Here is a 25,645-nt window from a genome sequence, read left to right as displayed (position 1 = left end):
GTGGTTCAAAGCTGGCCGAGGAACTCTCGCACAGTGAGCGCGAGTTTCGGGTCCTGCATCGCCATGTGCATGGTGGCGCGCACCAGGCCGGCCTTGTTGCCGCAATCGAAACGGGTGCCTTCGAAGCGGTAGGCCAGCACCTTGCCTTGCTCTTTCAGCAGCGCGTCGATCGCGTCAGTAAGCTGGATCTCGCCGCCGGCACCGGGCGTGGTCTGCTCCAGCAGCTGGAAGATGCGGCCAGGCAACACGTAGCGGCCGACCACGGCCAGGTTCGACGGTGCGTTGGCCGGCTTGGGCTTCTCGACCATGTGGCGGATCAGGGCGCTGCGATCGTCGACCGGTGTGGCATCGACGATGCCGTACTTGTCAGTGTCGGTGTGCGGCACTTCCTCCACCGCGATCACGCCGGCCTGCTGCGCCTCGGCGAGCTCCGCCATCTGCCGCAGCGCGCCCTTGCCGGCGCCGTTCCAGATCAGGTCGTCAGGCAGGATCACGCCGAACGGCTCGTCGCCGACCACCGGCTTGGCGCACAGCACGGCATGGCCCAGGCCGAGCGCCTCGGGCTGGGTCACGAAGATCGCCCGCACGTGCCGCGGCAAGGTGCCTTGCACCAGCGCCAGCAGCTCGGCCTTGCCCTTCTCGTGCAGCTTCGATTCCAGCTCGTAGGCCTTGTCGAAGTAGTCGGCGATCGCGTGCTTGTAGCGGTTGGTGACGAACACCAGGGTGTCGGCACCTGCATCCACCGCTTCGTCGACGGCGTACTGGATCAGCGGCTTGTCGAGCACCGGCAGCATTTCCTTGGCGACCACCTTGGTCGCCGGCAGGAAGCGCGTGCCGAGTCCGGCTACGGGAAACACCACTTTGCGCAGGGGCTTGCTCACTCATTGATCTCCGGGTTGGCACGGCGGATCGACACCACGTTGTCAGGCTGCGCCGCTTCGCTCCAGCGGAACGAGGGCAACAGGCTGGACACGCAGCGGCGAAGTTCTTCCTCATTGAAAATGTCGGCCGCCTCGGCGGCCTTGTGCAGCAGGGCCTGCAGCAACTCCCACGACACCTCGCGATGCTGCGCCAGGAAAATCTTGGCATGCGTGGTGGCGCTGTAGTTCTCCAGCGGATGGAACAGCTCCTCGAACAGTTTCTCGCCCGCGCGCAGGCCGGTGTAGACGATCGGGATCTCGCTGCCCGGCTTCTTGCCGGCGAGGCGGATCATCTGCTCGGCCAGGTCGCGGATCTTCACCGGCTCGCCCATGTCGAGCGCGAAGATCTCGCCGCCCTTGCCAATGCTGGCGGTCTGCAGGATCAGCTGGCAGGCCTCGGGAATGGTCATGAAGTAGCGCGAGATTTCCGGGTGCGTCACGGTGACCGGGCCGCCGTCGCGGATCTGCCGGCGGAACAGCGGCACCACCGAGCCGGCCGAATCCAGCACGTTGCCGAAACGCACGGTCATGAAGCGGGTATCGGTCTGCGCGTCGAGGTTCTGGCAGTAGATTTCCGCCACGCGCTTGCAGGCACCCATCACGCTGGTGGGGTTGACCGCCTTGTCGGTGGAGATCAGCACGAAACACGCCACCCCGACCGAACAGGCCGCGTCGGCCACCGTGCGGGTACCCAGCGCGTTGTTGCAGAACGCGGCGCGCAGCTGGCCTTGCAGCATCGGCACGTGCTTGTACGCCGCGGCGTGGAATACCACCTGCGGCTGCGCCTCCGCAAACACCTTGCGCATCGCCACCTGGTCGCAGCAATTGGCCAGGATGCCGTCGAGGATCAGCTCCGGGAAATGGTTGCGCAGCTCCTGGGTAATCCGGTAGAGGTTGTACTCGCTCACCTCCACCACGGTCAGCGCCTGTGCACCGAGCCGCGCCACCTGCCGGCACAGTTCCGAGCCGATCGAACCACCACCACCGGTGATCAGCACGCGCCGCCCGCTCAGGGTCTCGCGGATCGCGGTCCAGTCCAGTTCCACCGTGTCGCGGCCGAGCAAATCCTCGATCGCCACCTCCTTGATCTGGTTCAGCTGGGCACGGCCCGCCACGATGTCCTCGATGCGCGGCACCGTGCGGTAGGGCAGATCGGTGCTGTCGCACAGGGCCACCACGCGCCGCATCTCGGCCGTCGTGGCCCCGGGCATGGCGATCAGCAGCATGTCGGCGGCCGCGCTGCGCACCAGCTCGGGCAGCTCGTCGAGCCGGCCCAGCACCGGGCGACCGTTGATGCTGGCGCCACGCAGGCTGGGCGCGTCGTCGACAAAGCCGACCACCGCATAGCGGTTGTCGCGGCGAAGATCGCGCGACAGCACTTCGCCGGCGCGGTCGGCGCCCACGATCAGCACCCGTTTGGCGTCGCTCCCCTTGAACAGATCGGCGCGGCTGTCCTTCCAGTAGCGATAGGCCAGCCGGGGACCGCCCAGCAACACGGCGAGCAGTCCCGGATACAACACGAACACCGAGCGCGGTACGCCCAGCAGGCGGTCATACAGAAACAGGCACAGTCCGATCGCCAGCGTGCCGATGACCGCGGCACGCACGATGTTCACCAGATCCGGCAGGCTGGCGAAGCGCCAGACGCTCTTGTACAGCCCGGTCCAGCGGAAGATCAGCCCCTGCACCAGCAGCACAATCGGGAACTCGAGCAGCTGGAAACCGAACACCTCGTCCGGGCGCAGCGTGTAGCGCAGCCACTTGGCGATCCACCAGGCCAGCGCCGCCATCAGCAGATCGTGGACGACGACCGCTACCCGCGGGTGAATGAAGCCGACAAGCTTACGCAGTGACATGGAGGCCCTTGCTCGGGTGGCGCCGCACCAGGCGACGTTTCAGATACAACCACATGATCGCTGCCCCTGCATAAACGACCATGGTAATCGCCAAGGCGGCGTGCAGATGACTCCAGGCCAACCAGGTCATCGGGGCCGCTACCAGCAGGTTCCAGCCAAGGTAGGCCGCATCCACCGATGCATGGCTGCCGGCGCGGCGCGCCAGCCATTGATACAGGTGTTCACGGTGGGCGCTGTACCAGCGACGCCCCCGCCACATCCGCGTCAACAGGGTCAGGCTGGCATCCACCACGAACGCCGACGACAGGATCAACGCCGGCCACAGCCACGCCGGATTCGCCCGCCACAGCATCGCACTGAATGCGAACACCAGCAGGCCCACGCTGCCGCTGCCCACGTCCCCCAGGAAGATCCGCGCCGGCGGCCAGTTGAACCACCCGAACGCCAGCGCCGACGCCGCCAGACAGGCCGCGGCCAGCGCCAGCGCAGGCAGGTTCGCTGCCCACGCCAGCACGGCCAGGCCGCCGCCCACGAAAGCCGCCTGCTGCGCCAGCAAACCGTCGATGCCATCCATGAAGTTGTGCAGGTTGATGCTCCACGCGCCGCCGACCAGCAACAACGGCAACCACCACCAGGCCGGCGACCAGGCCTGCAGCCCGACGCACAGCAAGGCGCAGGCAACCAATTGCACGGCCAGTCGCGGCCAGGCCGGAAGCGGATGATGGTCGTCCCACCAGCCCGCCAGCGCCACCAGCAGCAAGGCCACGCACGACAACCCGAGCAGCCCGGGCGCGGGAACCGCCGCGTGCAGACTCCAGGCGACGCCGGGCAGGCACACCAGCATGGCGACGACGATGCCGATGCCGCCGCCGCGCGGGGTCGGCACCTGATGCGAGCGGCGTTGTCCGGGCAGGTCGAGCATGCCGCGCCGATGCGCGTAACCGACCGCGGCGCGTACCAGCAGTGCGGTAACCAGGAAGGCTGCCAGCAACCATCCGATGGTCATCAGCATGGCCATGTCACTCGCCGGCCACCCCGTGGATCGGCCGGATCGTGCTCCAGCTCTTGCAACTGGGGCACTGCCAGTGGTGCGCCTTGGCCCCGAACCCGCAACGGTTGCAGCGGTACATCGCCTGCCCTTCGAGCAGCTTGCGGGTGAGATCGCGCAGGATCAGGAAATTCTCGCGCGCCTCGCCTTCGATCTTGTCCATCGTGGCGTCGAGCAGGGTCATCAGCCCGCGCACCGACGGCCGCTGGCGCAACTGCGCGGTGAGAAAGTCGACCGCCACGCGCTCGCCGTCGCGCTGGCGATACAGGTTGGTCAGCGCCAGGATCGGCGAAACGCCGTGATAGCGCGCCATCAGGGTGCGCAGGAAGGTCTCGGCGCGGTCCATCTGCCGCACGCGGGCATAGCTGTTGAGCAGCGGCGGCAGGATGTCGGGAGTGAAGGCGCTGTCGGCCCTGATCGCCGCCTCCAGCGCGTCGATGGCCTCGGCATGCTGCCCGTCCTCGGCATGCAGGCGTCCGGTGAGCATGAAGGCGCGCACGCAATCGGGCTGGCATTCGAACGCCTGGCGCAGGTATTCCCGCGCCTCGGCACGGGCGCCATGCTGACGCGCGCGCTCGGCGAGCTCACAGTAGAACTGGGCGATCATCGGCGCCTCGTCGTCGCCGGTCATCACCTCCAGCCGCCGCGCGTGCTCGATCGCCTTGTGCCAGTCGCGCTCGTGCTGGTAGATCGAGATCAGATGGCGCAGCGCCGAGGGCGCGTGCGAGTTCATCGCCACCAGGTCGGCGAACAAGGCCTCGGCACGATCGAGCAGGCCCGAGCGCATGTAGTCCTCGCCGAGCTCCAGCAGGGCCACGGTCTTCATTGCGTCGGACAGGCCCGGTCGCGAGACCAGGTGCTGGTGCAGCCGGATCGCCCGATCCACCTCGCCGCGACGGCGAAACAGGTTGCCCAGGGCGAGGTGCGTCTCCACCGTGTCGCGGTTGTATTCGGCGAGTTTCAGGAAGACTTCGATGGCCTTGTCCTGCTCCTCGTTGAGCAGGTAGTTCAGGCCGCGGAAATAATCCGACGACAAGGTGCTGACGTCGACGCCGGCCCGCCGCGCAACCACCAGGCGCGAAGCCCACCAACCCAGCACGAAGGCGACGGGGAGCAGTGCGGCCAGCACATACAGGGGATTCATGGCTTGGCCGGCGGCTTCCTGTCCGCGCCCGTAGTGCGTCGCGAACGCCGTGGCCGCACACCGAGCCACGCGGTCACCCCGCCCAGCAACCAGCCCACCACCAGGGCGCCCAGCAGCGCGGCTCCCTTGGGCAACTGCAGTTGGGCAAAGCCGAAGTCGTAGCCGACCATTTCCGCATTCAGCGCGCCCAGCACGATGCCGGCGGCGACGAAAACGGCCAGAATGATGAGGGCAAGCAATCGCATGCTCGAACTTTACCCGATTGGCGCAGTCGGGCACAGGCGCTGCCGCCGCCAGCCGTCCTGCAGGCAAAAAGAAGGCAGGACCGGCTCGCGCCGCCTGCCTCGCATTCTCCGGTCGATGGACTCAACCGGCACTGTTCTCCAGGTCAAGATTGACGCGCTCGCGCAATTCCTTGCCCGGCTTGAAATGGGGAACGTGCTTGCCTGGCAGGGCCACGGCTTCGCCGGTCTTGGGGTTGCGCCCCATCCGCGGCGGCCGGTAGTGCAACGCAAAGCTGCCGAAGCCGCGCACCTCGATGCGTTCGCCCTGGGCCAGCGCCAGGCTCATCTGTTCGATGACGCTCTTGACGGCCATCTCGACGTCGGCGAACGCGAGGTGGGTCTGGCGCCTGGCCAGCGCTTCGATCAATTCGGATTTGGTCATGGGCCCCAATGTCCGTGACGTGAAACAGCGGGGCGGCGACGTGCCGCCCCGCGTCGTGCCTGCAACGAGAGATCAGTCGGCCTTGTTGAACTGTTCCTTCAACAACGCGCCGAGCTTGGTCGTGCCACTGGCGGCCGAAGAGTAGTCGACCGCGGCTTCGGGGGCGTCTTCCTCGTCCTTGGCGCGAATCGAGAGCGCCAGCTGGCGACCCTTGCGATCCATGCCGGTGAACTTGGCCTCGACCTTGTCGCCCACCTTCAGGTGCTGGGTAGCGTCGTCGATGCGCTCCTTGGCGATGTCGTTGGCGCGCAGGTAACCCTCCACGCCCTCGCCCAGGTCGATCACGGCACCCTTGGCGTCGACTTCCTTGACCGTGCCGTTGACGATCGTGCCACGCGGGTTGGCCGCCATGAACTGGCCGAACGGATCCTGCTCCATCTGCTTGATCCCGAGGCTGATGCGCTCGCGCTCCGGGTCGACGGCCAGCACCACCGCCTCGATCTCCTCGCCCTTCTTGAAGTCGCGCACGAGATCTTCGCCGGATACCTGCCACGAGATGTCGGACAGATGCACCAGGCCGTCGATGCCGCCTTCCAGGCCGATGAACACGCCGAAGTCGGTGATCGACTTGATCTGGCCGGAGACCTTGTCGCCCTTCTTGTGCATGGCGGCGAAGGCTTCCCACGGGTTCGAACGGGTCTGCTTGATGCCCAGCGAGATGCGGCGACGCTCTTCATCCACGTCCAGCACGGTCACTTCGGTCTCGTCGCCGACCTGCACCACCTTGGCCGGGTTGACGTTCTTGTTGGTCCAGTCCATCTCGGACACGTGCACCAGGCCTTCCACACCCGGCTCGATCTCGACGAAGCAGCCGTAATCGGTGACGTTGGAGACCTTGCCGAAGATGCGGCTGCCGACCGGGTAGCGACGCGAGATGTTCACCCACGGGTCGTCGCCCAGCTGCTTCAGGCCCAGCGACACGCGGTTGCGCTCCTTGTCGTACTTCAGCACGCGCACGTCGAGCTCGTCGCCGACGTTGACCACCTCGGACGGATGGCGCACGCGCTTCCACGCCATGTCGGTGATGTGCAACAGGCCGTCGATGCCGCCCAGGTCCACGAACGCGCCGTAATCGGTGAGGTTCTTCACCACACCCTTGACGACGGCGCCTTCCACCAGGCGTTCCAGCAGCTTCTCGCGCTCCTCGGAGAACTCGGTCTCGACGACGGCGCGGCGGCTGACCACCACGTTGTTGCGCTTGCGATCCAGCTTGATGATCTTGAACTCGAGTTCCTTGCCCTCGAGGTAGGTCGGCTCGCGCACCGGGCGCACGTCGACCAGCGAACCGGGCAGGAACGCGCGGACATCCTTGATGTCGACGGTGAAACCGCCCTTGACCTTGCCGGAAATCATGCCGACGATGGTCTCTTCCTTGTCGAACGCCTGCTCCAGGTCGTCCCACACCATCGAGCGCTTGGCCTTCTCGCGCGACAGCTTGGTCTCGCCGAAACCGTCTTCCAGGGCTTCGAGGGCTACCTTCACCTCGTCGCCAACCTGCACCTCCAGCACACCTTCCTCGTTCTTGAACTGCTCGATCGGGACGATGCCTTCGCTCTTCAGGCCTGCATTGATCACGACGACGTCGTTGCGGATTTCCACGACGATGCCGGTGACGATGGCGCCGGGCTTCAGCTTGGAGATGGCCTGCTGGCTCTGTTCAAACAGTTCGGCAAAACTTTCAGTCATGTTGATTCCATAGTGGGAAAAGACCTTGGGTCCGCTGCGCTGGGTTGGTTGTTGCGCACGAACTTCCCGGTCCACCGGTTGGGGGTGGCCGCGACGGCCCTGCGGGGCCGAACGTTGTCACCGTGGTTCAAAACCCCCTGCCGCGGCAGGGGCACAAAAGCCGCCGCGCAATCCGCTCAGGACTGCACGACGGCAAGTACTTTCGCCACGACCTCGTCGATGGCCATGCCGGTGGTGTCCACCAGCACCGCATCATCGGCGGGCTTGAGTGGCGCGACCGCACGCGATGCATCGCGGCTGTCACGCGCCTCAATTTCGCGCTGAAGGCCGGCAAGTGTAACGCTGAGCCCCTTTTCCTTCAACTGCTTATAGCGTCTTTTCGCCCGCTCGGCGGCGCTCGCGGTGAGGAAAACCTTGAACGCGGCATCCGGGAAGATCACCGTGCCCATGTCGCGCCCGTCCGCCACCAGCCCGGGCGCCTTGCGAAAGCCCAACTGCAGCGCCACCAGGGCCTCGCGCACGCTGGGCATGGAGGCGATCGCCGACGCCGCGGCACCGGCCGTTTCCGTGCGCAACTCGTCGGTGGCATCGTGACCGTTGACGATCACCCGCGCCCCGCCTCCCGTCTCGGCGGCGCGAAACTGGATCTTCGTCGTCTGGGCGCAGCGGGCCATCGCATCGGCATCGGACAGGTCCAGCCCGGCCATGCCGGCGGCGTAGCCCACCGCGCGATACAACGCCCCGGAATCCAGCAGGCGCCAGCCCAGCCGCTCTGCCACCAGCGCACTGATCGTGCCCTTGCCCGACCCGGACGGCCCGTCGATGGCAAGCACGGGAACGGCGGCGGCATGGCTCATCGAAGCATCCTGGCGGCGTGGAGAGCGCGCAGTCTAACGCGTTGACCCACTTCCGAACGCGTGCTATCCATCCCGTTTCCCGCCCGCCGCAGGTCCATTGCCCCATGAACGATCTGCGTCGAGAGTTCGAGCAAGCTGCCGAAGATGTCAAAGGCCTGGCCAAACGGCCGGACAACGACACCCTGCTCAAGCTCTACGCCCTGTACAAGCAGGGCACCGAGGGCGACCTCAAGCGGACCCTGCCGGGCTTTTTCGATTTCGTGGGCACTGCCAAGCACGAAGCCTGGGCGCAGTTGAACGGCGTTCCTGTCGAGGAAGCCATGCGCCGCTACATCGCCCTGGTGCAGCAACTGCTGGCCTGACAGCTCCGTCTCCCGCCCCGCTTGCTTTTGCAGGCCCATTGCCGGCACATTCATACGATCGTTTGAAGCCGCGTGGATCGCATGAACTATCCCAAGCTGTTCGCCCCGCTGGATCTGGGCCACGTCACTTTGGCCAACCGCATCCTGATGGGTTCGATGCACACCGGGCTGGAAGATCGCGCCCGCGACTACGACAAACTGGCCGCCTATTTCGCCGAACGCGCCCGCGGCGGCGTGGGACTGATGGTCACCGGCGGCATCTCGCCCAGCATCGAGGGCTGGCTGAAGCCCTTCGGCGGTCGGCTCACGATGCCCTGGCACAAGCCGCGCCACCGCAAGCTCACCGCCGCCGTCCATGCCGAAGGCGGCCGAATCTGCATGCAGATCCTGCACGCCGGGCGCTACGGCTATCACCCGCTGTCCGTGGCGCCGTCGCGGATCAAGTCGCCGATCACGCCCTTCACGCCGCGCGCGCTGTCGCCACGCGGCGTCGAGCGCACCATCGGCGACTTCGTCCGCTGCGCGCAACTGGCCCGGGAAGCGGGCTACGACGGCGTCGAGGTGATGGGATCGGAGGGTTACCTGATCAACGAATTCATCGCCGCGCGCACCAACCGGCGCGACGATGCATGGGGCGGCGATGCGCAGCGACGCATGCGCTTTCCGGTGGAGGTCGTGCGGCGCACACGCGAGGCCGTCGGCCGCGACTTCATCATCATCTATCGCCTGTCGATGCTGGACCTGGTCGACGACGGCCAGAACTGGGACGAGATCGCGGCCCTGGCCAAGGCCGTCGAGACCGCCGGCGCCAGCATCATCAACACCGGCATCGGCTGGCATGAGGCGCGCGTGCCGACCATCGTCACCAGCGTGCCCCGCGCCGGTTTCGCCTGGGTCACGCGCCGTCTGATGGGCGAGGTCTCGATCCCGCTGGTGGCCACCAATCGCATCAACATGCCGGAGGTGGCCGAACGCATCCTTGCCGATGGCGACGCCGACATGGTCTCGATGGCGCGCCCGCTGCTGGCCGACCCGGCGTGGGTGAACAAGGCCAGGGCCGGCCGCAGCGAGCGCATCAACACCTGCATCGCGTGCAACCAGGCCTGCCTGGACCACGTGTTCCAGAACAAGCGCGCCAGCTGTCTGGTCAACCCGCGCGCCTGCCACGAAACAGAGTTGAAGATCGAGCCGACCCGTGTGCCCAAGCGCATCGCGGTGATCGGCGCCGGCCCCGCCGGCATGGCTTGCGCCAGCACGCTGGGCGAGCGCGGCCACCGGGTGACCCTGATCGACCGCGCCGACGAGATCGGCGGGCAGTTCAACGTCGCCAAGCGGATCCCGGGCAAGGAAGAGTTCCACGAAACCCTGCGCTACTTCGGCCACCAGCTGCGCGATACCGGCGTCGAGCTGCGTCTGCGCGAGAACGCCGACGTTGCCATGCTGCGCGATGGCGGCTACAACGAGGTGGTCGTTGCCACCGGCGTCACCCCGCGCCAGGTCGATTTCCCCGGCAGCGACGACCCGCGCGTGCTGGGCTATCTCGACGTGCTGGCGCGGGACCGACCCGTAGGCGCAAGAGTGGCCATCATCGGCGCTGGCGGGATCGGGTTCGACGTGGCCGAGTTTCTCGTCGAACGCGCGCCCTCGCCCACCACCGACGTCGCCCGCTGGACGCGCGAATGGGGCGTGGACATGGCGCTGCACGCTCGCAGCGGCCTGCTGGACGCGCGACCGGAGGCGCCAGCGCGACAGGTCTGGCTGCTGCAGCGCAGCGAAGGACGCCCCGGCGCCCGACTCAACAAGACCACCGGCTGGGTGCATCGCGCCACCTTGAAGGCCAAGCAGGTGACCATGCTGGGCAAGGTCGGCTACGAGCGCTTCGACGACCGCGGATTGCACATCACGCTCGACGGCAAGCCGCAGGTCCTGCCGGTCGACAACGTGGTCGTCTGCGCCGGCCAGGAGCCAGATCGTCGACTGGCCGATGCCCTCATCGCCGCGGGCATGAGCGTGCACGTGATCGGCGGGGCCGACGTGGCCGCGGAGCTCGATGCCAAACGCGCCATCGCGCAGGGCACGGCGCTGGCGGCGCGACTCTGAACGGGCCGCGACGACGCCAGCGCGGCACCGCAAAAGAAAGCGCCCCGCATGGTGCGACGCATCGACATGGGTTCAGGGGGGGAGTTGAACCAGATGTCGTATTCAGCGTCGCTGCGGGGCGAGGGCCACCGCCACTGGGGGAGGGGATAGTGGGGCGACGCGGTGATTTTATGATCGACCGAATAAAGTATCCAATATATATTTACGCTCGTTTTTATTCGACTTTGCTATATGTTTGATTTCCGCCAGTTGCGCTACTTCGTGGCCGTCGCCGAGGAGCTGAGCTTCACGCGGGCCGCCTTGCGCCTGCATCTTTCGCAGCCGCCCCTGTCGCAGCAGATCAAGTCACTGGAGCAGGATCTGGGCGTGCGCCTGCTGGAGCGGAGCAAACGCCATGTCTCGCTGACGGAACCGGGCCGGGTATTTCTCGAACAGGCCAGGCACCTCCTTGCCAAGGCAGACGAGGCGCGCAGCCAGGTCGTCGCCGCTGCCGCCGGCCACAGCGGCCACCTGCGCCTGGCCTACACCGTGTCGGCATCGTTCCACCCGGCACTGCCGCGAATCCTGCTCCGTTACGGACAAGTGGCGCCCAAGGTGGGACTGAAACTCGACGAGATGTACACCGAGCCGCAATTCGCCGCGCTGCTGGGCGGCGAGATCGACGCCGGCTTCGTCCGTGGCGAGCCGGCGCACCTGCAGGACGCGCGCAACCTGAGACTCAGCGTGATCGACCGCGAGCCGCTGTTGCTTGCCATGCCGGCGGGGCACCGGCTGGCCGGACGCAGCAGCGTCGACCTTGCCGAGGTTGCCAGTGATGCCTTCGTGTCGCAGCCACGTGCGCTCGCCGCGACGCTGTATGACCGCCTGGTGACGCTGGCGCAACACGCCGGGTTCCAGCCCGCCATCGTCCAGCACGCCCAGCAGATCAACGGCTTGCTGGCGCTGGTCGCCGCCGGATTGGGACTGGCGCTGGTGCCGTCCAGCCTGCGGACGGTGCGGCTGCCCGGTGTTGCCTATGTGCCGCTGGAGGACCCGAACGCCTTTCTGCTGCTGGCCGTGGCCTGCCGGGCCAACGACCCCTCACCGGCGCTGCAACAGTTCCTGGCCACCGTCACGGAAGTGGCTGTCGCGCCAGGCTTGTGAGCTGCCGCGAGCCTCGTTATACTTGCGAGCTTGAGTTTTTCATTTGGTGTCAGGAGCCTGCCGTGAAGGTGCTTAATTCTCTGAAGTCCGCCAAGGCGCGGCACCGCGATTGCAAGATCGTGCGTCGTCGCGGCAAGGTGTTCGTGATCTGCAAGAGCAACCCCCGTTTCAAGGCTCGCCAGCGCTGAGTAGTCGCGCACGTGCCGGCAAAAAAAGGCCGCTCATGCGGCCTTTTTTTGTGCGCGTGTGGAATCGGGCCTGCGAGGTGCTTCACGACGGCTGAAGGGGCGGTCATGCGAAAGCCGTCCTGATCCCGGGCGGACCGCAAGATGGATTCCGTGTTCGCGCGAATGACGAAAGCAGGCCGGCACGCGACCATCCCCGCCCTTGGCGTCGAGGCTGAGTCTTTCCAACCCCTCAGTCGTAGTGGACGTCGATGATTTCGTAGTGTTTGACGCCGTTGGGCGCGGTGAACTCGAAGCTGTCGCCGGCGCTCTTGCCGATCAGGGCGCGGGCGATCGGCGAGGAGACGGCAATCAGGTTCTGCTTGATGTCCGCCTCCAGGTCGCCGACGATCTGGTAGGTCACCGGGGTGCCGCTGTCCTCATCCTCCAGGTCGACGGTCGCGCCGAAGACCACCCGCTTGCCCGCATTGAGCCGCGACACGTCGATGACTTCGGCGGTCGACAGCAACCCTTCGAGCTGGGCGATGCGCCCCTCGGTGAAGCTCTGCAGTTCGCGCGCGGCGTGGTACTCGGCGTTCTCCTTGAGATCGCCGTGCGCCCTAGCCTCCGCGATGGCCGCGATGATGCGCGGGCGCTCGATGGATTTCAGCCGTTCCAGTTCCGCGCGCAGGCGTTCGGAACCGGTTTTGGTGATCGGGGCACGACTCATGCGCTCAGCTCCTGATGCAGTTCCTGCAGGCTGTGGACCTCACCACCGCCACGGAAATCCAGCGAGTGCACCAGCGCGCGGGCACCAGCCACCGTGGTCGAGTAGGTGACGCGGTGCTGCAGCGCCTCGCGGCGGATCGAGAAGGAATCGGCGATCGCCTGTTTCCCCTCGGTGGTGTTGACGATGTAGACGATTTCGCCGTTCTTGATCGCGTCGACGATGTGCGGCCGGCCTTCCATCACCTTGTTGATGCGCTCGCACTTTACGCCATGCGCGGTCAGGTAGCTGGCGGTGCCGGCGGTCGCCACCAGGCTGAACCCGCGCGCGATGACTTCGGCGGCCACCGGCAACAGCAGCTCCTTGTCGCCGTCACGCACCGACAGGAACACCTTGCCCAACGACGGCGGCCGGATGCCCGCGGCCTCGTGGCCACGCGCGAACGCCGCGCCGAAGCTGCGCCCGACGCCCATGACCTCGCCGGTGGAGCGCATCTCCGGTCCCAGGATGGGATCGACGTTCTGGAACTTCAGGAACGGGAAGATCGCCTCCTTCACCGAGAAGTACGACGGGATCACTTCGCGTGTCGCGTTCATGCTCTCCAGCGAACGCCCGGCCATCACGCGCGCGGCAATCTTGGCCAGCGGCACGCCGGTAGCCTTGGACACGAACGGCACCGTGCGCGAGGCGCGCGGGTTCACTTCCAGGATGTAGACCGTCTCGCCCTGGATCGCGAACTGGGTGTTCATCAGGCCGACGACCTTCAGCTCCTTCGCCATCGCGCTGACCTGGCGGCGCAGCTCGTCCTGGATATCGGCGCTCAGCGAATACGGCGGCAGCGAGCAGGACGAATCGCCCGAATGCACGCCCGCCTCCTCGATGTGCTCCATGATGCCGCCGATCAGCACGGTGCCAGCGGCATCGGCGATCACGTCCACGTCGACTTCGACCGCGTGGTCGAGGAAGCGGTCCAGCAACACCGGCGAATCGTTCGACACTTTCACCGCGTCGCGGATGTAGCGCGACAGGTCGGCGTCGTCGTGCACGACTTCCATCGCGCGGCCACCAAGCACGTAGCTCGGGCGCACCACCAGCGGGTAGCCGATCTCGCGGGCCAGCGCCAGCGCCTCGTCGGCGTTGCGCGCGGTGCGGTTCGGCGGCTGCTTCAGCCCGATCTTCTCGATCATCTGCTGGAAGCGCTCGCGATCCTCGGCCAGGTCGATCGAGTCGGGGCTGGTGCCGATGATCGGCACGCCGGCCGCTTCCAGCGCACGCGCCAGCTTCAGCGGGGTCTGCCCGCCGTACTGCACGATCACGCCCTTGGGCTTTTCGAGGTGGACGATTTCCAGCACGTCTTCCAGGGTCACCGGCTCGAAATACAGCCGGTCGGAAGTGTCGTAGTCGGTCGACACGGTTTCCGGATTGCAGTTGACCATGATGGTTTCATAGCCGTCCTCGCGCAGCGCGAGCGACGCATGCACGCAGCAATAGTCGAACTCGATGCCCTGCCCGATGCGGTTCGGGCCGCCGCCGAGGACGATGATCTTGTCGCGATCGGTGGGCAGCGCCTCGCACTCTTCCTCGTAGGTCGAGTACATGTAGGCGGTGCCGGTGACAAACTCGGCGGCACAGGAATCCACCCGCTTGTACACCGGACGCACGCCCAGAGTGTGGCGCAGGTGGCGCACCGAGGCCTCGTCGGTACCGAGCAGCTCGGCGATGCGTGCGTCGGCGAAGCCGAGTCGCTTGAGTTCACGCAGACGCGGGGCGTCGAGCGCGGTAATGCCTTGCCGGGTGATCTCCGTCTCGGCCAGCACGATGTCCTCGAACGCGGCGAGGAACCAGGGATCGACCCGGCTTAGCTCGAACACCTCCTCCAGCGACAGGCCGGCGCGGAACGCATCGGCCAGGTGGAACACGCGATCGGGACGCGGCTCGCGCAGCTCCCGCTTGAGCACCGCCAGACCGTCGTCGGTGCCGATGTCCAGGCCGGTGGGATTGAGGCCGGTCTTGCCGATTTCCAGCCCGCGCAAGGCTTTCTGCAGCGACTCCTGGAAGGTACGGCCGATCGCCATCACCTCGCCGACGGATTTCATCTGCGTGGTCAGGCGCGCATCGGCCGCGGGAAACTTCTCGAAGGCGAAACGCGGGATCTTGGTAACCACGTAGTCGATCGACGGCTCGAACGAGGCCGGGGTCCGACCGCCGGTGATGTCGTTCTTCAATTCGTCCAGCGTGTAGCCCACCGCCAGCTTGGCGGCGACCTTGGCGATCGGGAAGCCGGTGGCCTTCGACGCCAGCGCCGAGGAGCGCGACACGCGCGGATTCATCTCGATCACCACCACGCGACCGTCGTCGGGGTTGATGCCGAACTGCACGTTGGAGCCGCCGGTATCCACGCCGATCTTGCGCAGCACCGCGATGGAGGCATCGCGCAGGCGCTGGTATTCCTTGTCGGTGAGCGTCTGCGCCGGTGCCACGGTGATCGAGTCGCCGGTGTGCACGCCCATCGGATCGAGGTTCTCGATGGCGCAGATGATGATGCAGTTGTCCGCGGTGTCGCGGACCACTTCCATCTCGAACTCCTTCCATCCCAGCACGGATTCGTCGATCAGCACCTCGTGGGTGGGCGACATGTCGAGGCCACGCTTGACGATGGTCTCGAACTCTTCCTTGTTGTAGGCGATGCCGCCGCCGGTGCCGCCCAGCGTGAAGCTGGGCCGGATGATCACCGGGAAACCGAGTCGGGCCTGGATCTCCACTGCATGCTCGAAGTTCTTGGCCACGTCCGACTTGGGGCTGTCCAGCCCGATCTCGGTCATCGCCCGCTTGAACAGCTCGCGGTCCTCGGCCATGCGGATCGCTTCGCGCCGGGCGCCGATCAGCTCGACGTCGTACTTCTCCAGCACGCCGTGGTCGGCAAGGTCCAGCGCGCAATTGAGCGCGGTCTGCCCACCCATCGTCGGCAGCACCGCATCCGGGCGCTCCTTGGCGATGATGCGTTCCACCGTCTGCCAGTTGATCGGCTCGATGTACACCGCGTCGGCGGTGTCCGGATCGGTCATGATCGTGGCGGGATTGGAGTTGACCAGGATGACGCGGAAGCCTTCTTCCTTCAGCGCCTTGCAGGCCTGCGCGCCGGAGTAGTCGAACTCGCAGGCCTGGCCGATCACGATCGGGCCGGCGCCGATGATAAGCACGCTCTTGATGTCATTGCGCTTGGGCATCTCAGCGAGCCTCCTGCATCAGCTTGGCGAAACGTTGGAACAGATAGCCCATGTCATGCGGTCCCGGGCTGGCCTCGGGATGGCCCTGGAAACAGAAGGCCGGGCGATCTGTCAGCGCGAAACCCTGCAGCGAACCGTCGAACAGCGAGCGGTGGGTCAGCCGCACATGGGCCGGCAGACTGGCCGGATCGACCGCGAAACCGTGGTTCTGCGAGGTGATCAGCACGCGGCCGTCGTCCAGATCCTTCACCGGATGGTTGGCGCCGTGGTGGCCGTATTTCATCTTCAGCGTGCGTCCGCCCAACGCCAGCCCCATCAGTTGATGGCCCAGGCAGATGCCGAACAGCGGAATCTTCGCGTCGAGGAAGACGCGCGTCGCCTCGATCGCGTAATCGCACGCAGCGGGATCGCCCGGGCCGTTGGAAAGGAACACGCCATGGGGCTGCATCGCCAGCACCTCCGCGGCGGGAGTCTGCGGCGGCACCACGGTAATGTCGCAACCCTGCTCGGCCAGCAGGCGCAGGATGTTGAGCTTGGTGCCGAAGTCGTAGGCCACCACCTTGAACTGCATGGCCGGCTGGTTGAACGCCGTGCGATCGAGGTCATAGCAGCCCTGATTCCATCTGTAGGGCTTGCCGGTGCCCACGACCTTGGCCAAGTCCATTCCGGCGAGGCCGGAGAAGCCGCGCGCCTTGGCCAGGGCATCTTCCGCGTCGACCTGCGCGCCCGCCACGATGCAACCGGCCAGCGCGCCCTTCTCGCGCAGTATGCGGGTCAGCCGGCGCGTGTCGATCCCGGCGATGGCCACCGTGCCGTGGTCGGCGAGGTAGTCGGGCAAGCTGCGAGTGGAGCGCCAGTTGCTGGCACGCCGCGGCACGTCGCGCACGATCAGGCCGGCGGCATGCACGAGATTCGACTCCACATCCACCTCGTTGACACCAGTGTTGCCGACGTGCGGGTAGGTCAGCGTGACGATCTGGCGCGCGTAGGAGGGATCGGTGAGGATCTCCTGATAACCGGTCATGGCGGTATTGAAGACCACTTCGCCGACCGTTTCGCCAACGGCGCCGATGGCGTGGCCATGAAAAATGCTGCCGTCTTCGAGGGCCAGCAGGGCAGGATGCGACATAACAAGGACCGCCTTTTTGATGCAGCAAAGTCCGCAAGCCGCAGTATTGCTGGCTTGTGGAGTTTGGAGGGGAAGCTTTCCGGGCGGGTCGCAATGATAGGCTGCAGGCACGTTCCTGTCCACCTTGCGGCAGCATGAATCGGCCGATGCCCGGTGCGTCGCGTATGGAGCGCGAACGGTACACTAGGCCTCATTTCAATGGAGCTGGACGTCCCATGGGTGCCGTCGTACTGCTGGACCCCGCGCGTCTCGATCGCCCGGATACCACGATCCGGCACCAGCCTTTCCCGTTCATGGTCGCCCACGGACAACTGCCCGACGAGATGCGTGCGGATCTCGATCGCGATTTCCCGCGCTATGCCAGCGCCGGATTCTTCCCCTACGAACCGGCCGATTGCGGCGCCAGCGTCAATGCGCTGATCGAGGGCCTGACCTCCCCGGAGTTCGCCCGCGCCATCGGCAAGCGCCTGGGCATCGAGGAGCTGGATCGCTATCCCACCCTGGTTACCCTGTGCCGCATGCTCAACAAGCGCCATGGCACGATCCACACCGACAGCCGGTCGAAGATCGCCACCGCCCTGCTCTACCTCAACGGCCAATGGCCTGACACCAGCGCCGGCTGCCTGCGATTCCTGCACAGCATGGACGACATCGACGCGATGGTGATGCCCGAGCTGATTCCACTGTACGGCGAGTTTGCGGTGTTCAAGCGCTGCGACAACTCCTTCCACGGCCATTTGCCGTACGAGGGCGAACGCCGCGTCATCCAGGTCGCCTGGCTCACCAGCGAGGAAGAGAAGCTGCGCAAGACCCGTCGCGGCAAGTTCTCGCGGGCGTTCAAGAAGGTTTTCGGCGGCCTCGACCGGAAGTTCGGCGCCAGCCGGGGCCGCAACGCCGCGCACCGCGATTGAGCCGGGAGCAGGCTCCGGCAGCGCCGGAGGAAGTGCCTCAGGGCCGCGTGGCGATGACGTCGTCCAGCCGCCACTGACCGGCTGGCCGGCCTGCGAGCCAGTGCGCCGCATGCAGCGCGCCACGCGCGAAGATCGAGCGATCGGTGGCGCGGTGGACCAGCTCCAGCCGCTCGCCCTGACCGATCAGCATGACCTGGTGCTCGCCCACGATGTCGCCACCGCGGATCACGGCGAAACCGATGCTGCCGTCGACGCGCTCGCCGCCACGCTCGAATGCCGCCGCAGCCTCCAGCGTGGTGTGGCGTGCGGCCGCCGCCGCCTCGCCAAGCGCCAGGGCGGTGCCGGATGGTGCATCGCGCTTGCGACCGTGGTGCGCTTCGACGATCTCCAGATCCCAGGCCGGCAGGGCCGACGCCGCCTCGCGCAACAGCCGCGCCAGCATCGCCACGCCGAGGCTGAAGTTGGCGGCGCGCAGGACCGCGATCTGCCGCGCGGCATCGGCCAACCGCGACGTCAGCGCGCCGTCGATGCCGGTGGTGCCGCTGACCAGTGCGATGCCGCGCTCCAGACAATGGTCGAGCGCAGCTCCCAGCGCCGCAGGCGTGCTGAAATCGACAATGACGTCGATCGGCGGCGCCTGCGTCCAGTCATGCGCGTAACGAAGGGTTCCGTTTGCCACACCGGGCACGGGCTGGCCGGCGTGGATCGACCCCGGCGCCACCACGGCATGCACCAGTTCGGCGTCGCCGTCGGCACCCAGCAAGTCGAGCAAGGCGCGGCCCATGCGGCCGGAGGCACCGTTCACGGCGAGTCGAAAGGGGCGTGTCATCGGCGCAGCATTCCTCGGGGTCAGGCGTCCATGCTAACCGCGCAGCCCGGCCGCGGGGTGGCGGCCGCAGGCCCGCTTCGCCTCAGGCGGTCACGCGGGACCAGAATTTCTTCACGCCGTCGACCCAGCCCTTGGCGCGCGGCGTGTGCTTGTCGGCGTCGCTGCCGCTGAACGTGGCCTCCAGCGACTCCAGCAGCTCGCGTTGCTGGCGCGTCAGGCGCACCGGCGTTTCCACCACCACCCGACAAATCAGGTCGCCGTGGCGGCTGCTGCGCACCGACTTGACGCCGCGGCCGCGCAGGCGGAACTGCGCGCCGGTCTGCGTCTCCGGCGGAATGCTTATCGGGACTTCGCCCTCCAGCGTCGGCACCGGCAACTGGGCGCCCAGCGCAGCCTGCGAAAAGCGGATCGGCAGTTCGCAATACAGGTCGCTGCCGTCGCGCTGGAAGATCGCATGCTCGCGCACGCGCACTTCCACGTAGAGGTCGCCGGCAGGCGTGCCGGACGGGCCGGCCTCGCCCTGCCCGCTCAGGCGAATGCGGTCACCGTTGTCGACGCCCTCGGGGATCTGCACGGACAGCGTGCGGGTCTCCTCGATGCGTCCCTCGCCGTGGCACTTGCGGCAGGGATTCTCGATTGCCTGGCCGGTGCCGCCGCAATGCGGGCAAGCCTGCTGGATCGAGAAGATGCCGTTCTGCATGCGCACCTGGCCGTGGCCATGGCAGGTCGCGCACTTGGCTACCTTGCCGTCGGCCGAACCGCTGCCGTTGCAGTGATGGCAATTGACCTGGGTGGGGATCTCGATCTGCTTGCTGACGCCGAACACGGCTTCCTCGAGGTCGAGATCCATGATGTAGCGCAGGTCCGAGCCGCGGCGCGGCCGGCCGCGGCCACCGCCATTCCTGCCGAAGATGTCGCCGAAGATGTCGCCGAAGATGTCGCCCACGTCGCCGAACCCGGCGCCGCCGCGGCCGCCCATGCCGCCTTCGAACGCCGCGTGGCCGTGCTGGTCGTACAAGGCACGCTTGCGCTCGTCGGACAGCACTTCGTAGGCCTCCTTGGCCTCCTTGAACTTGTCCTGCGCGGTCGGGTCGTCGGGGCAACGATCCGGGTGGTACTTCATGGCCAGCCGACGGAAGGACTTCTTCAGTTCGACTTCGGTGACGGTGCGTTCCACACCCAGCACTTCGTAGTAATCACGCTTGCTCATTCATGCATCCACATGCTCGTCCGCCCCATGGCACCATCCGCAAAACCGCCCGCGCCAGGAACGTTCCTGGCGCGGGCTGGCCATCGGGCAGTGCCGATGACGATGCCGCTTACTTCTTGTCGTCTTTCACTTCGGTGAACTCGGCATCGACCACGTCGTCCGGCTGCGCCGAGCCGCCCGGCGCGGACTGCGCGCCGGCATCGGCCGGACCGCCCTGCGCCGCGGCGTAGAGCGCCTGGGCCACCTGTTCCAGCTTCTCGACCTTGGCCTCGATCGCCGCCTTGTCGTCACCATCCTTGGCCTTTTCCAGATCCGACAACGCGCCTTCGATCGTGGACAGCTGGTCGGCCGGCACCTTGCCGCCGTGTTCCTTCAGCGCGCTGCGGGTGGCATGCACCAGTTGGTCGGCCTTGTTGCGGGTGGCGACCAGCTCGTGGAACTTCTTGTCCTCTTCCTTGTTCGCCTCGGCATCGGCGACCATGCGCTGGATTTCCTCGTCGGACAGGCCCGAGCCGGCCTTGATCTCGATCTTCTGTTCCTTGCCGGTCTTCTTGTCCTTGGCCGACACATGCAGGATGCCGTTGGCGTCGATGTCGAAGGTGACCTCGATCTGCGGCATGCCGCGCGGCGCCGGCTCGATGCCCTGCAGGTCGAACTTGCCCAGCGACTTGTTCGCGCTGGCGCGCTCGCGCTCGCCCTGCAGCACGTGCACGGTCACCGCGGTCTGGTTGTCGTCGGCGGTGGAGAAGGTCTGCGCCGCCTTGGTCGGCACGGTGGTGTTCTTCTCGATCAGCTTGGTCATCACGCCGCCCATGGTCTCGATGCCCAGCGACAGCGGGGTCACGTCGAGCAGCAGCACGTCCTTGACCGAACCACCCAGCACGCCGCCCTGGATCGCCGCGCCCACGGCGACGGCCTCGTCCGGGTTGACGTCCTTGCGCGGCTCCTTGCCGAAGAAGTCCTTCACTGCCTCCTGCACCTTGGGCATGCGGGTCTGGCCGCCGACCAGGATCACGTCGTTGATGTCGGACACGCGCAGGCCGGCGTCATTCAGCGCGGTGCGGCACGGCTCGATGGTGCGCTTGACCAGATCCTCCACCAGCGCCTCGAGCTTGGCCCGGGTCAGCTTGATGTTGAGGTGCTTCGGGCCGGACGCGTCGGCCGTCACGTACGGCAGGTTCACGTCGGTCTGGTGGTTGGAGGACAGCTCGATCTTGGCGCGCTCGGCCGCATCCTTCAGGCGCTGCAGCGCCAGCGGGTCCTTGCGCAGGTCGATGCCCTGCTCCTTCTGGAACTCCTCGACCAGGTAGTCGATGACGCGCATGTCGAAGTCTTCGCCACCGAGGAAGGTGTCGCCGTTGGTGGCCAGCACCTCGAACTGCTTCTCGCCGTCGACTTCGGCGATCTCGATGATCGACACGTCGAAGGTGCCGCCGCCGAGGTCATAGACCACGATCTTGCGGTCGCCGCCCTTCTTGTCCAAGCCATAGGCCAGCGCGGCCGCGGTCGGCTCGTTGATGATGCGCTTCACTTCCAGGCCGGCGATCCGGCCGGCGTCCTTGGTCGCCTGGCGCTGGCTGTCGTTGAAGTAGGCAGGCACCGTGATCACCGCCTCGGTGATCGTCTCGCCGAGGTAGTCCTCGGCAGTCTTCTTCATCTTCATCAGCACCTTGGCGGAGATTTCCTGCGGCGCCATCTTCTTGCCGTCGGAGGTCTGCACCCAGGCGTCGCCGTTGTCGTGCGCCACGATGCCGAACGGCACGATGTTCAGGTCCTTCTGCACCTCGGCGTCGTTGAACTTGCGACCGATCAGGCGCTTCACCGCGTAGAAGGTGTTCTTCGGGTTGGTCACGCTCTGGCGCTTGGCCGAGGCACCGACCAGCACCTCGCCGTCCTTGGTGAAGGCGACGATGGAGGGCGTGGTGCGATCGCCTTCCGAGTTCTCGATGACCTTGGTCGTGCTGCCGTCCATCACGGACACGCAGGAGTTCGTGGTGCCCAGGTCGATGCCGATGATCTTGCCCATGTTCATGCTCCGAATCTATTGGCGGCCCGGCGGCCGCGATGGTTTCCAGATGGGGTTCTGCCGCAGCGATTCAATGCCGACGGCGGCGTGCGATGCGCTCAGTCCTTCGCCACGGCGACCAGCGCCGGACGCAGCAGGCGATCGTTCAGCACGTAGCCTTTCTGCAGCACGCTGACCACGGTGCCCGGCGCCTGGCCGGGGGCCGCGACCATGCTCACCGCATGGTGGCGCTCGGGATCGAGCGGCTGGCCGATCGGATCGACCTGCGCCATGCCGTGGTTCCCGGCGACCTTGAGCAGCGCTTTCAGGGTGAGACCGAGGCCCTCGCGTATCGAGGCGACGTCGCCGCCCTCGGCTGCCAGGCCGCTCTCCAGTCCGTCGTATACCGGCAGCAATTCGTTCAGCAGTTTCTCGTTGGCAAACCGCCGGGCCTGCTCCAGGTCCCGATGCAGGCGCCGACGCTGGTTCTCGATCTCCGCCTTCTCGCGCAAGACCGTTTCCTGCAGCTCGGCGTTGATCGCCTCCAGTTCGGCCACGCGGGCCTGCAGCTTGGCGAACTGGTCGCCGTCGACGGCTGGTGCCGACCCGGGGTCCATGGCCTCGTCATGCGCCTGGGTGTCGTTGTCGTGCATGCGTCACTCCCAACAAAAAGTTCGCGGCCGGCACCGTGGCCCGCCATCCAAATCAACCAGAAATCCCGCCTCTGCTGCCGGTTATAGGGTCACCGCGACCCGATTCAAGGCGTCGCTCAGCAATCCGGCCGTGGCCTGCACGACCGGAATCACCCGCTCGTAGGCCATGCGCGTGGGTCCGATCACGCCGACCGCGCCGAGCATTCGCCCCTGCGCGCCATAGCTGGCCGTGACCACGCTGCAACCATCCAGTGCCGCGAAGCCCGACTCCTCGCCGATGAACAGCCGTACCCCCGGCGCCTTCGCGCAGACTTCCATCAGCTGGAGCAGCTCGTTCTTCTGCTGGAACGCGTCGAACAGGTCGCGCAGCCGCTGCAGGTCGGCCAGCTCGGCGCAGGCCATCAGGTTGGTCTGCCCGCTGACCAGCATGTCGGCATCGCTGGCCTGCGGCGCGAACGAGGCCGTGGCCAGCTCCACCGTACTGGCCAGCAGCCGGTTGAGCTCGCTGCCGGTTTCGCGTACCTCGGCCAGCAGGTGGGCGCGGATATCGTCCACGCGCAGCCCGGCGAAGTGGGTGTTGAGATAATTGGCCGCCCGCTCCAGCTCACCGGCGGGCAACGGCTTGAGCAGTTGCACGATGCGGTTCTGCACCTGGTTGTCGGTAAACACCAGGATCACCAGCACCCGCGCATCGGGCAGGGCCACGAAGTCGATGTGGCGCAGCGGGAAGTCGGCCTGGCGCGGCACCGTCACCACGCCGGCAAAGCGGGTCATCGCCGAGAGCAAAGTCGACACGTTGCCGAGCAGGTCGCGCGTGGTGGCAGGCCCCGGTGGCAGTTCGCTCTGCAAGCGCGCCAGCTCGGCGCGCGGCAAGGGCTGCAACTCGATCAGGCTGTCCACGAACAGGCGCAGGCCGCGCGGCGTGGGTACGCGGCCTGACGAGGTGTGCGGCGAAGCGACCAGGCCGGCGTCTTCCAGGTCGGCCATGATGTTGCGGATCGTCGCCGGACTGACGTCCAGCCCCGAGGAGCGCGCCAGCGTGCGCGACCCCACCGGCTCGCCGTCGACCAGATACTGGGAGATCAGCGCGCGCAGCAGGCGCCGCGTGCGGGCATCGAGGTCATGGCCGTGTGGAAGGATCATGTCCGTAGCAGTTCCTGAGACCCGACAGAAATAAGGTCTGCACGCGCGGCTTGCAAGCGAATGCGGTGTTTTGCCCACCCGGGCTCCCGCTACAATTCTCCCATTCCAATGCCGAACTGCCCATGCTCACTTCGCTCTATGTCCGCCATTTTGCCGTCGTCGAGGCCGCCGAGGTGTCTTTCGGCCCCGGCCTGACCGTGGTCAGCGGCGAGACCGGCGCCGGCAAGTCGCTGCTGGTCGACGCGTTGATGCTGCTGACCGGCGCACGCGCCGACAGCGGCATGATCCGCGCGGACAGCGACCGCGCCGAGTTGGCCGCGGAGTTCGATTTGACCGGACTGCCCGACGCGCAGGCATGGTTGCGCCGAGAGGAACTCGACGAAGACGGCAACTGCCAGTTGCGGCGAGTGTTGCGTGCCGAAGGCAGCTCCCGCGCCTGGATCAACGGCCGCCCCGCCAACACGCGCCAGCTCGGAGAGCTGGCCGCCTTGCTGGTCGAGATCCACGGCCAGCATGAACACCAGGCGCTGCTCTCGCGGGCCCATCAGCTGGCCTTGCTCGACGCTTATGCGGGCCACGATGACTTGATCGCCCAGGTGCGCCGCCAGGCGGAGCAGTGGCGCGAGTTGAACCAGCGCATGCACAAGCTCAGTGGCGGCGAGGATCACGAACTTCGGCTGGAGCTGCTGCGCCATGAATTGGCGGAACTGGAGCAATGGGCGCTGCCACCCACCGAACTGGCCGAACTGGAGGCCAACCACAAGCGCCTGGCCAACGCCGACCGCCTGGCGGAAGGCAGCGCCGGCGTGGTGGAACTGCTCGATGGCGAGGGCGAGTTCGCCCTGCGCCGGGCACTGGGTCGAGCGCATGCCGAGCTGGGCAAGCTCGCGGCCCTGGACGACCGGCTGACACCCTGGCTGGAGCTGCTCGACAACGCCGGTATCCAGTTGGGCGAAGCCGCCGACGGCTTGGGCCGCTATGCGCAAGACGTCGACCTCGATCCGGCCGGCTACGCCGCGCTCGACCAGCAGCTGAGCCATCTGCACGCGCTCTCGCGCCGCCACCGGCTGCCGCCGGAAGCCCTGCACGAGAGGCTGCTGGCGCTGCGCGCCGAGCACGCCGAACTCGAAGGCGCCGGCGACGCACTGGAACAGTTGAGCGGTCAGCTTCAGCGCCTGCAACAGGAATACTCCCGCGCGGCGGACCTGCTGGGTCAATCGCGCATGGCTGCCGCGACGAAGCTCGGCGAGGAAGTCAGTGCGCTGATGGGCGAACTCGGCATGGCCGGTGGCGTACTGCGCGTCGAGCTGGTGCCGACGCCCGGCGACGAACCCGACGCCCAGGGCCGGGAGCGCTGCGAGCTGCTGGTCAGCGCCAATCCTGGCCAGCCACCGCGGCCGCTGCGCAAGGTCGCCTCCGGCGGCGAACTTGCGCGCATCAGTCTGGCCATCGAAGTGGCTACGTTGGGCAAGGATTCGATCGGCAGCATGGTCTTCGATGAGGTCGACAGCGGCATCGGCGGCGCGGTCGCCGAGGTGGTCGGCCAGAAACTGCGTGCGCTGGGAAGCCGTCGCCAGGTGCTCTGCGTGACCCACCTGCCGCAGGTCGCCGCGCAAGGTCACGCCCACTTGCGGGTGAGCAAGCAGAGCGACGGCGACACCACCCGCACGCGGATCGAACAACTGGACGCCGCAGGCCGGCGCGACGAGCTGGCTCGCATGCTCGGCGGCGTGGAAATCACCCGCGAGACCCGGGCTCACGCCAGGCAGATGCTGGAGCGCGCGCAGGCGACCTGAAGGCGGCTG

Annotated in this window: 22 protein-coding genes; 6 read left to right on the top strand and 16 right to left on the bottom strand. The window is 66.8% G+C overall.

Features of this window, described 5'->3' with window-relative positions; translation table 11 throughout:
* Positions 1-5: 5 nt before the first annotated feature.
* The 8 genes from galU to cmk form a co-directional block, all read right to left on the bottom strand.
* On the bottom strand, positions 6-881 hold the full coding sequence (gene galU, locus ACVCMI_RS09245) for a UTP--glucose-1-phosphate uridylyltransferase GalU (protein ID WP_395118166.1): 876 nt from the start codon (positions 879-881) through the stop codon (positions 6-8).
* Positions 878-2,776: a polysaccharide biosynthesis protein gene (locus ACVCMI_RS09240; RefSeq protein ID WP_447099050.1), complete on the bottom strand. Its 1,899-nt coding sequence runs from the start codon at positions 2,774-2,776 to the stop codon at positions 878-880. The genes galU and ACVCMI_RS09240 overlap by 4 nt, the downstream gene beginning before the upstream one ends.
* Positions 2,763-3,788 carry an MraY family glycosyltransferase gene (locus tag ACVCMI_RS09235; RefSeq protein WP_447099459.1) on the bottom strand — a complete coding sequence of 342 codons (1,026 nt, stop codon included), beginning with the start codon at positions 3,786-3,788 and terminating at the stop codon, positions 2,763-2,765. Before ACVCMI_RS09235 ends, ACVCMI_RS09240 begins: the two co-directional genes overlap by 14 nt.
* A 7-nt stretch (positions 3,789-3,795) precedes the next feature.
* Complete coding sequence (lapB, locus tag ACVCMI_RS09230) at positions 3,796-4,968, bottom strand: lipopolysaccharide assembly protein LapB (protein WP_395118162.1); 1,173 nt, start codon at positions 4,966-4,968, stop codon at positions 3,796-3,798.
* Positions 4,965-5,213, bottom strand: coding sequence for a DUF1049 domain-containing protein (locus ACVCMI_RS09225; protein ID WP_447099051.1), 249 nt, complete (start codon positions 5,211-5,213; stop codon positions 4,965-4,967). The genes lapB and ACVCMI_RS09225 overlap by 4 nt, the downstream gene beginning before the upstream one ends.
* 121 nt (positions 5,214-5,334) lie before the next feature.
* Positions 5,335-5,634 (bottom strand): integration host factor subunit beta, encoded by a 300-nt coding sequence (locus tag ACVCMI_RS09220; protein WP_395118158.1) that lies wholly within the window; start codon positions 5,632-5,634, stop codon positions 5,335-5,337.
* A 72-nt stretch (positions 5,635-5,706) separates the two neighbouring features.
* Positions 5,707-7,380, bottom strand: coding sequence for a 30S ribosomal protein S1 (gene rpsA, locus ACVCMI_RS09215; RefSeq protein ID WP_395118156.1), 1,674 nt, complete (start codon positions 7,378-7,380; stop codon positions 5,707-5,709).
* Positions 7,381-7,556: 176 nt separating this feature from the next.
* On the bottom strand, positions 7,557-8,237 hold the full coding sequence (gene cmk / locus ACVCMI_RS09210) for a (d)CMP kinase (RefSeq protein ID WP_395118154.1): 681 nt from the start codon (positions 8,235-8,237) through the stop codon (positions 7,557-7,559).
* Between the two features lie 104 nt (positions 8,238-8,341).
* On the opposite strand from cmk, the gene ACVCMI_RS09205 reads away from it, so the two are divergent.
* The 4 genes from ACVCMI_RS09205 to ykgO all read left to right on the top strand — a co-directional run bounded on the left by ACVCMI_RS09205 (position 8,342) and on the right by ykgO (position 12,030).
* Positions 8,342-8,599 (top strand): acyl-CoA-binding protein, encoded by a 258-nt coding sequence (locus ACVCMI_RS09205; RefSeq protein WP_447099052.1) that lies wholly within the window; start codon positions 8,342-8,344, stop codon positions 8,597-8,599.
* An 81-nt stretch (positions 8,600-8,680) separates the two neighbouring features.
* Positions 8,681-10,699: an oxidoreductase gene (locus tag ACVCMI_RS09200; protein ID WP_447099053.1), complete on the top strand. Its 2,019-nt coding sequence runs from the start codon at positions 8,681-8,683 to the stop codon at positions 10,697-10,699.
* A 231-nt stretch (positions 10,700-10,930) separates the two neighbouring features.
* The gene (locus tag ACVCMI_RS09195) at positions 10,931-11,842 is read left to right on the top strand and encodes a LysR substrate-binding domain-containing protein (protein ID WP_447099054.1); all 912 of its coding nucleotides are present in this window, start codon (positions 10,931-10,933) and stop codon (positions 11,840-11,842) included.
* 62 nt (positions 11,843-11,904) lie between these two features.
* Complete coding sequence (gene ykgO, locus ACVCMI_RS09190; RefSeq protein WP_007080705.1) at positions 11,905-12,030, top strand: type B 50S ribosomal protein L36; 126 nt, start codon at positions 11,905-11,907, stop codon at positions 12,028-12,030.
* Positions 12,031-12,259: 229 nt separating this feature from the next.
* On the opposite strand, the gene greA is transcribed toward ykgO, so the two are convergent.
* From greA to carA, 3 genes are read right to left on the bottom strand one after another with little or no spacing between them, the layout of a single operon-like run.
* Positions 12,260-12,736, bottom strand: a complete 477-nt coding sequence (gene greA, locus ACVCMI_RS09185; protein ID WP_395118146.1) for a transcription elongation factor GreA — start codon at positions 12,734-12,736, stop codon at positions 12,260-12,262.
* Positions 12,733-15,960 (bottom strand): carbamoyl-phosphate synthase large subunit, encoded by a 3,228-nt coding sequence (gene carB / locus ACVCMI_RS09180; RefSeq protein ID WP_395118144.1) that lies wholly within the window; start codon positions 15,958-15,960, stop codon positions 12,733-12,735. The genes greA and carB overlap by 4 nt, the downstream gene beginning before the upstream one ends.
* Position 15,961: 1 nt before the next feature.
* Positions 15,962-17,089 (bottom strand): glutamine-hydrolyzing carbamoyl-phosphate synthase small subunit, encoded by a 1,128-nt coding sequence (gene carA / locus ACVCMI_RS09175; RefSeq protein ID WP_395118141.1) that lies wholly within the window; start codon positions 17,087-17,089, stop codon positions 15,962-15,964.
* Positions 17,090-17,304: 215 nt separating this feature from the next.
* Here carA and ACVCMI_RS09170 point away from each other — a divergent pair, with 215 nt between their 5' ends.
* Positions 17,305-18,000, top strand: coding sequence for a 2OG-Fe(II) oxygenase (locus tag ACVCMI_RS09170; RefSeq protein WP_395118139.1), 696 nt, complete (start codon positions 17,305-17,307; stop codon positions 17,998-18,000).
* A gap of 37 nt (positions 18,001-18,037) precedes the next feature.
* On the opposite strand, the gene dapB is transcribed toward ACVCMI_RS09170, so the two are convergent.
* From dapB to hrcA, 5 genes are all read right to left on the bottom strand, one after another.
* Entirely contained in the window at positions 18,038-18,829 is a 792-nt protein-coding gene (gene dapB, locus ACVCMI_RS09165) for a 4-hydroxy-tetrahydrodipicolinate reductase (RefSeq protein ID WP_395118136.1), read from the bottom strand.
* An 82-nt stretch (positions 18,830-18,911) separates the two neighbouring features.
* A complete protein-coding gene (gene dnaJ, locus ACVCMI_RS09160; protein WP_395118134.1) occupies positions 18,912-20,039 on the bottom strand; it encodes a molecular chaperone DnaJ in 1,128 nt (375 codons plus the stop codon).
* A 109-nt stretch (positions 20,040-20,148) separates the two neighbouring features.
* Positions 20,149-22,065: a molecular chaperone DnaK gene (dnaK, locus tag ACVCMI_RS09155; protein WP_447099055.1), complete on the bottom strand. Its 1,917-nt coding sequence runs from the start codon at positions 22,063-22,065 to the stop codon at positions 20,149-20,151.
* Between the two features lie 98 nt (positions 22,066-22,163).
* On the bottom strand, positions 22,164-22,697 hold the full coding sequence (gene grpE / locus ACVCMI_RS09150; protein WP_395118130.1) for a nucleotide exchange factor GrpE: 534 nt from the start codon (positions 22,695-22,697) through the stop codon (positions 22,164-22,166).
* A gap of 81 nt (positions 22,698-22,778) precedes the next feature.
* Positions 22,779-23,840, bottom strand: a complete 1,062-nt coding sequence (gene hrcA / locus ACVCMI_RS09145; protein WP_395118128.1) for a heat-inducible transcriptional repressor HrcA — start codon at positions 23,838-23,840, stop codon at positions 22,779-22,781.
* Positions 23,841-23,962: 122 nt separating this feature from the next.
* Here hrcA and recN point away from each other — a divergent pair, with 122 nt between their 5' ends.
* The gene (gene recN / locus ACVCMI_RS09140; RefSeq protein ID WP_447099056.1) at positions 23,963-25,636 is read left to right on the top strand and encodes a DNA repair protein RecN; all 1,674 of its coding nucleotides are present in this window, start codon (positions 23,963-23,965) and stop codon (positions 25,634-25,636) included.
* Positions 25,637-25,645 lie beyond the last annotated feature (9 nt).

The sequence above is a fragment of the Rhodanobacter sp. UC4448_H15 genome (assembly GCF_052978265.1).
This window is presented reverse-complemented; position numbering and strand designations above follow the sequence as displayed.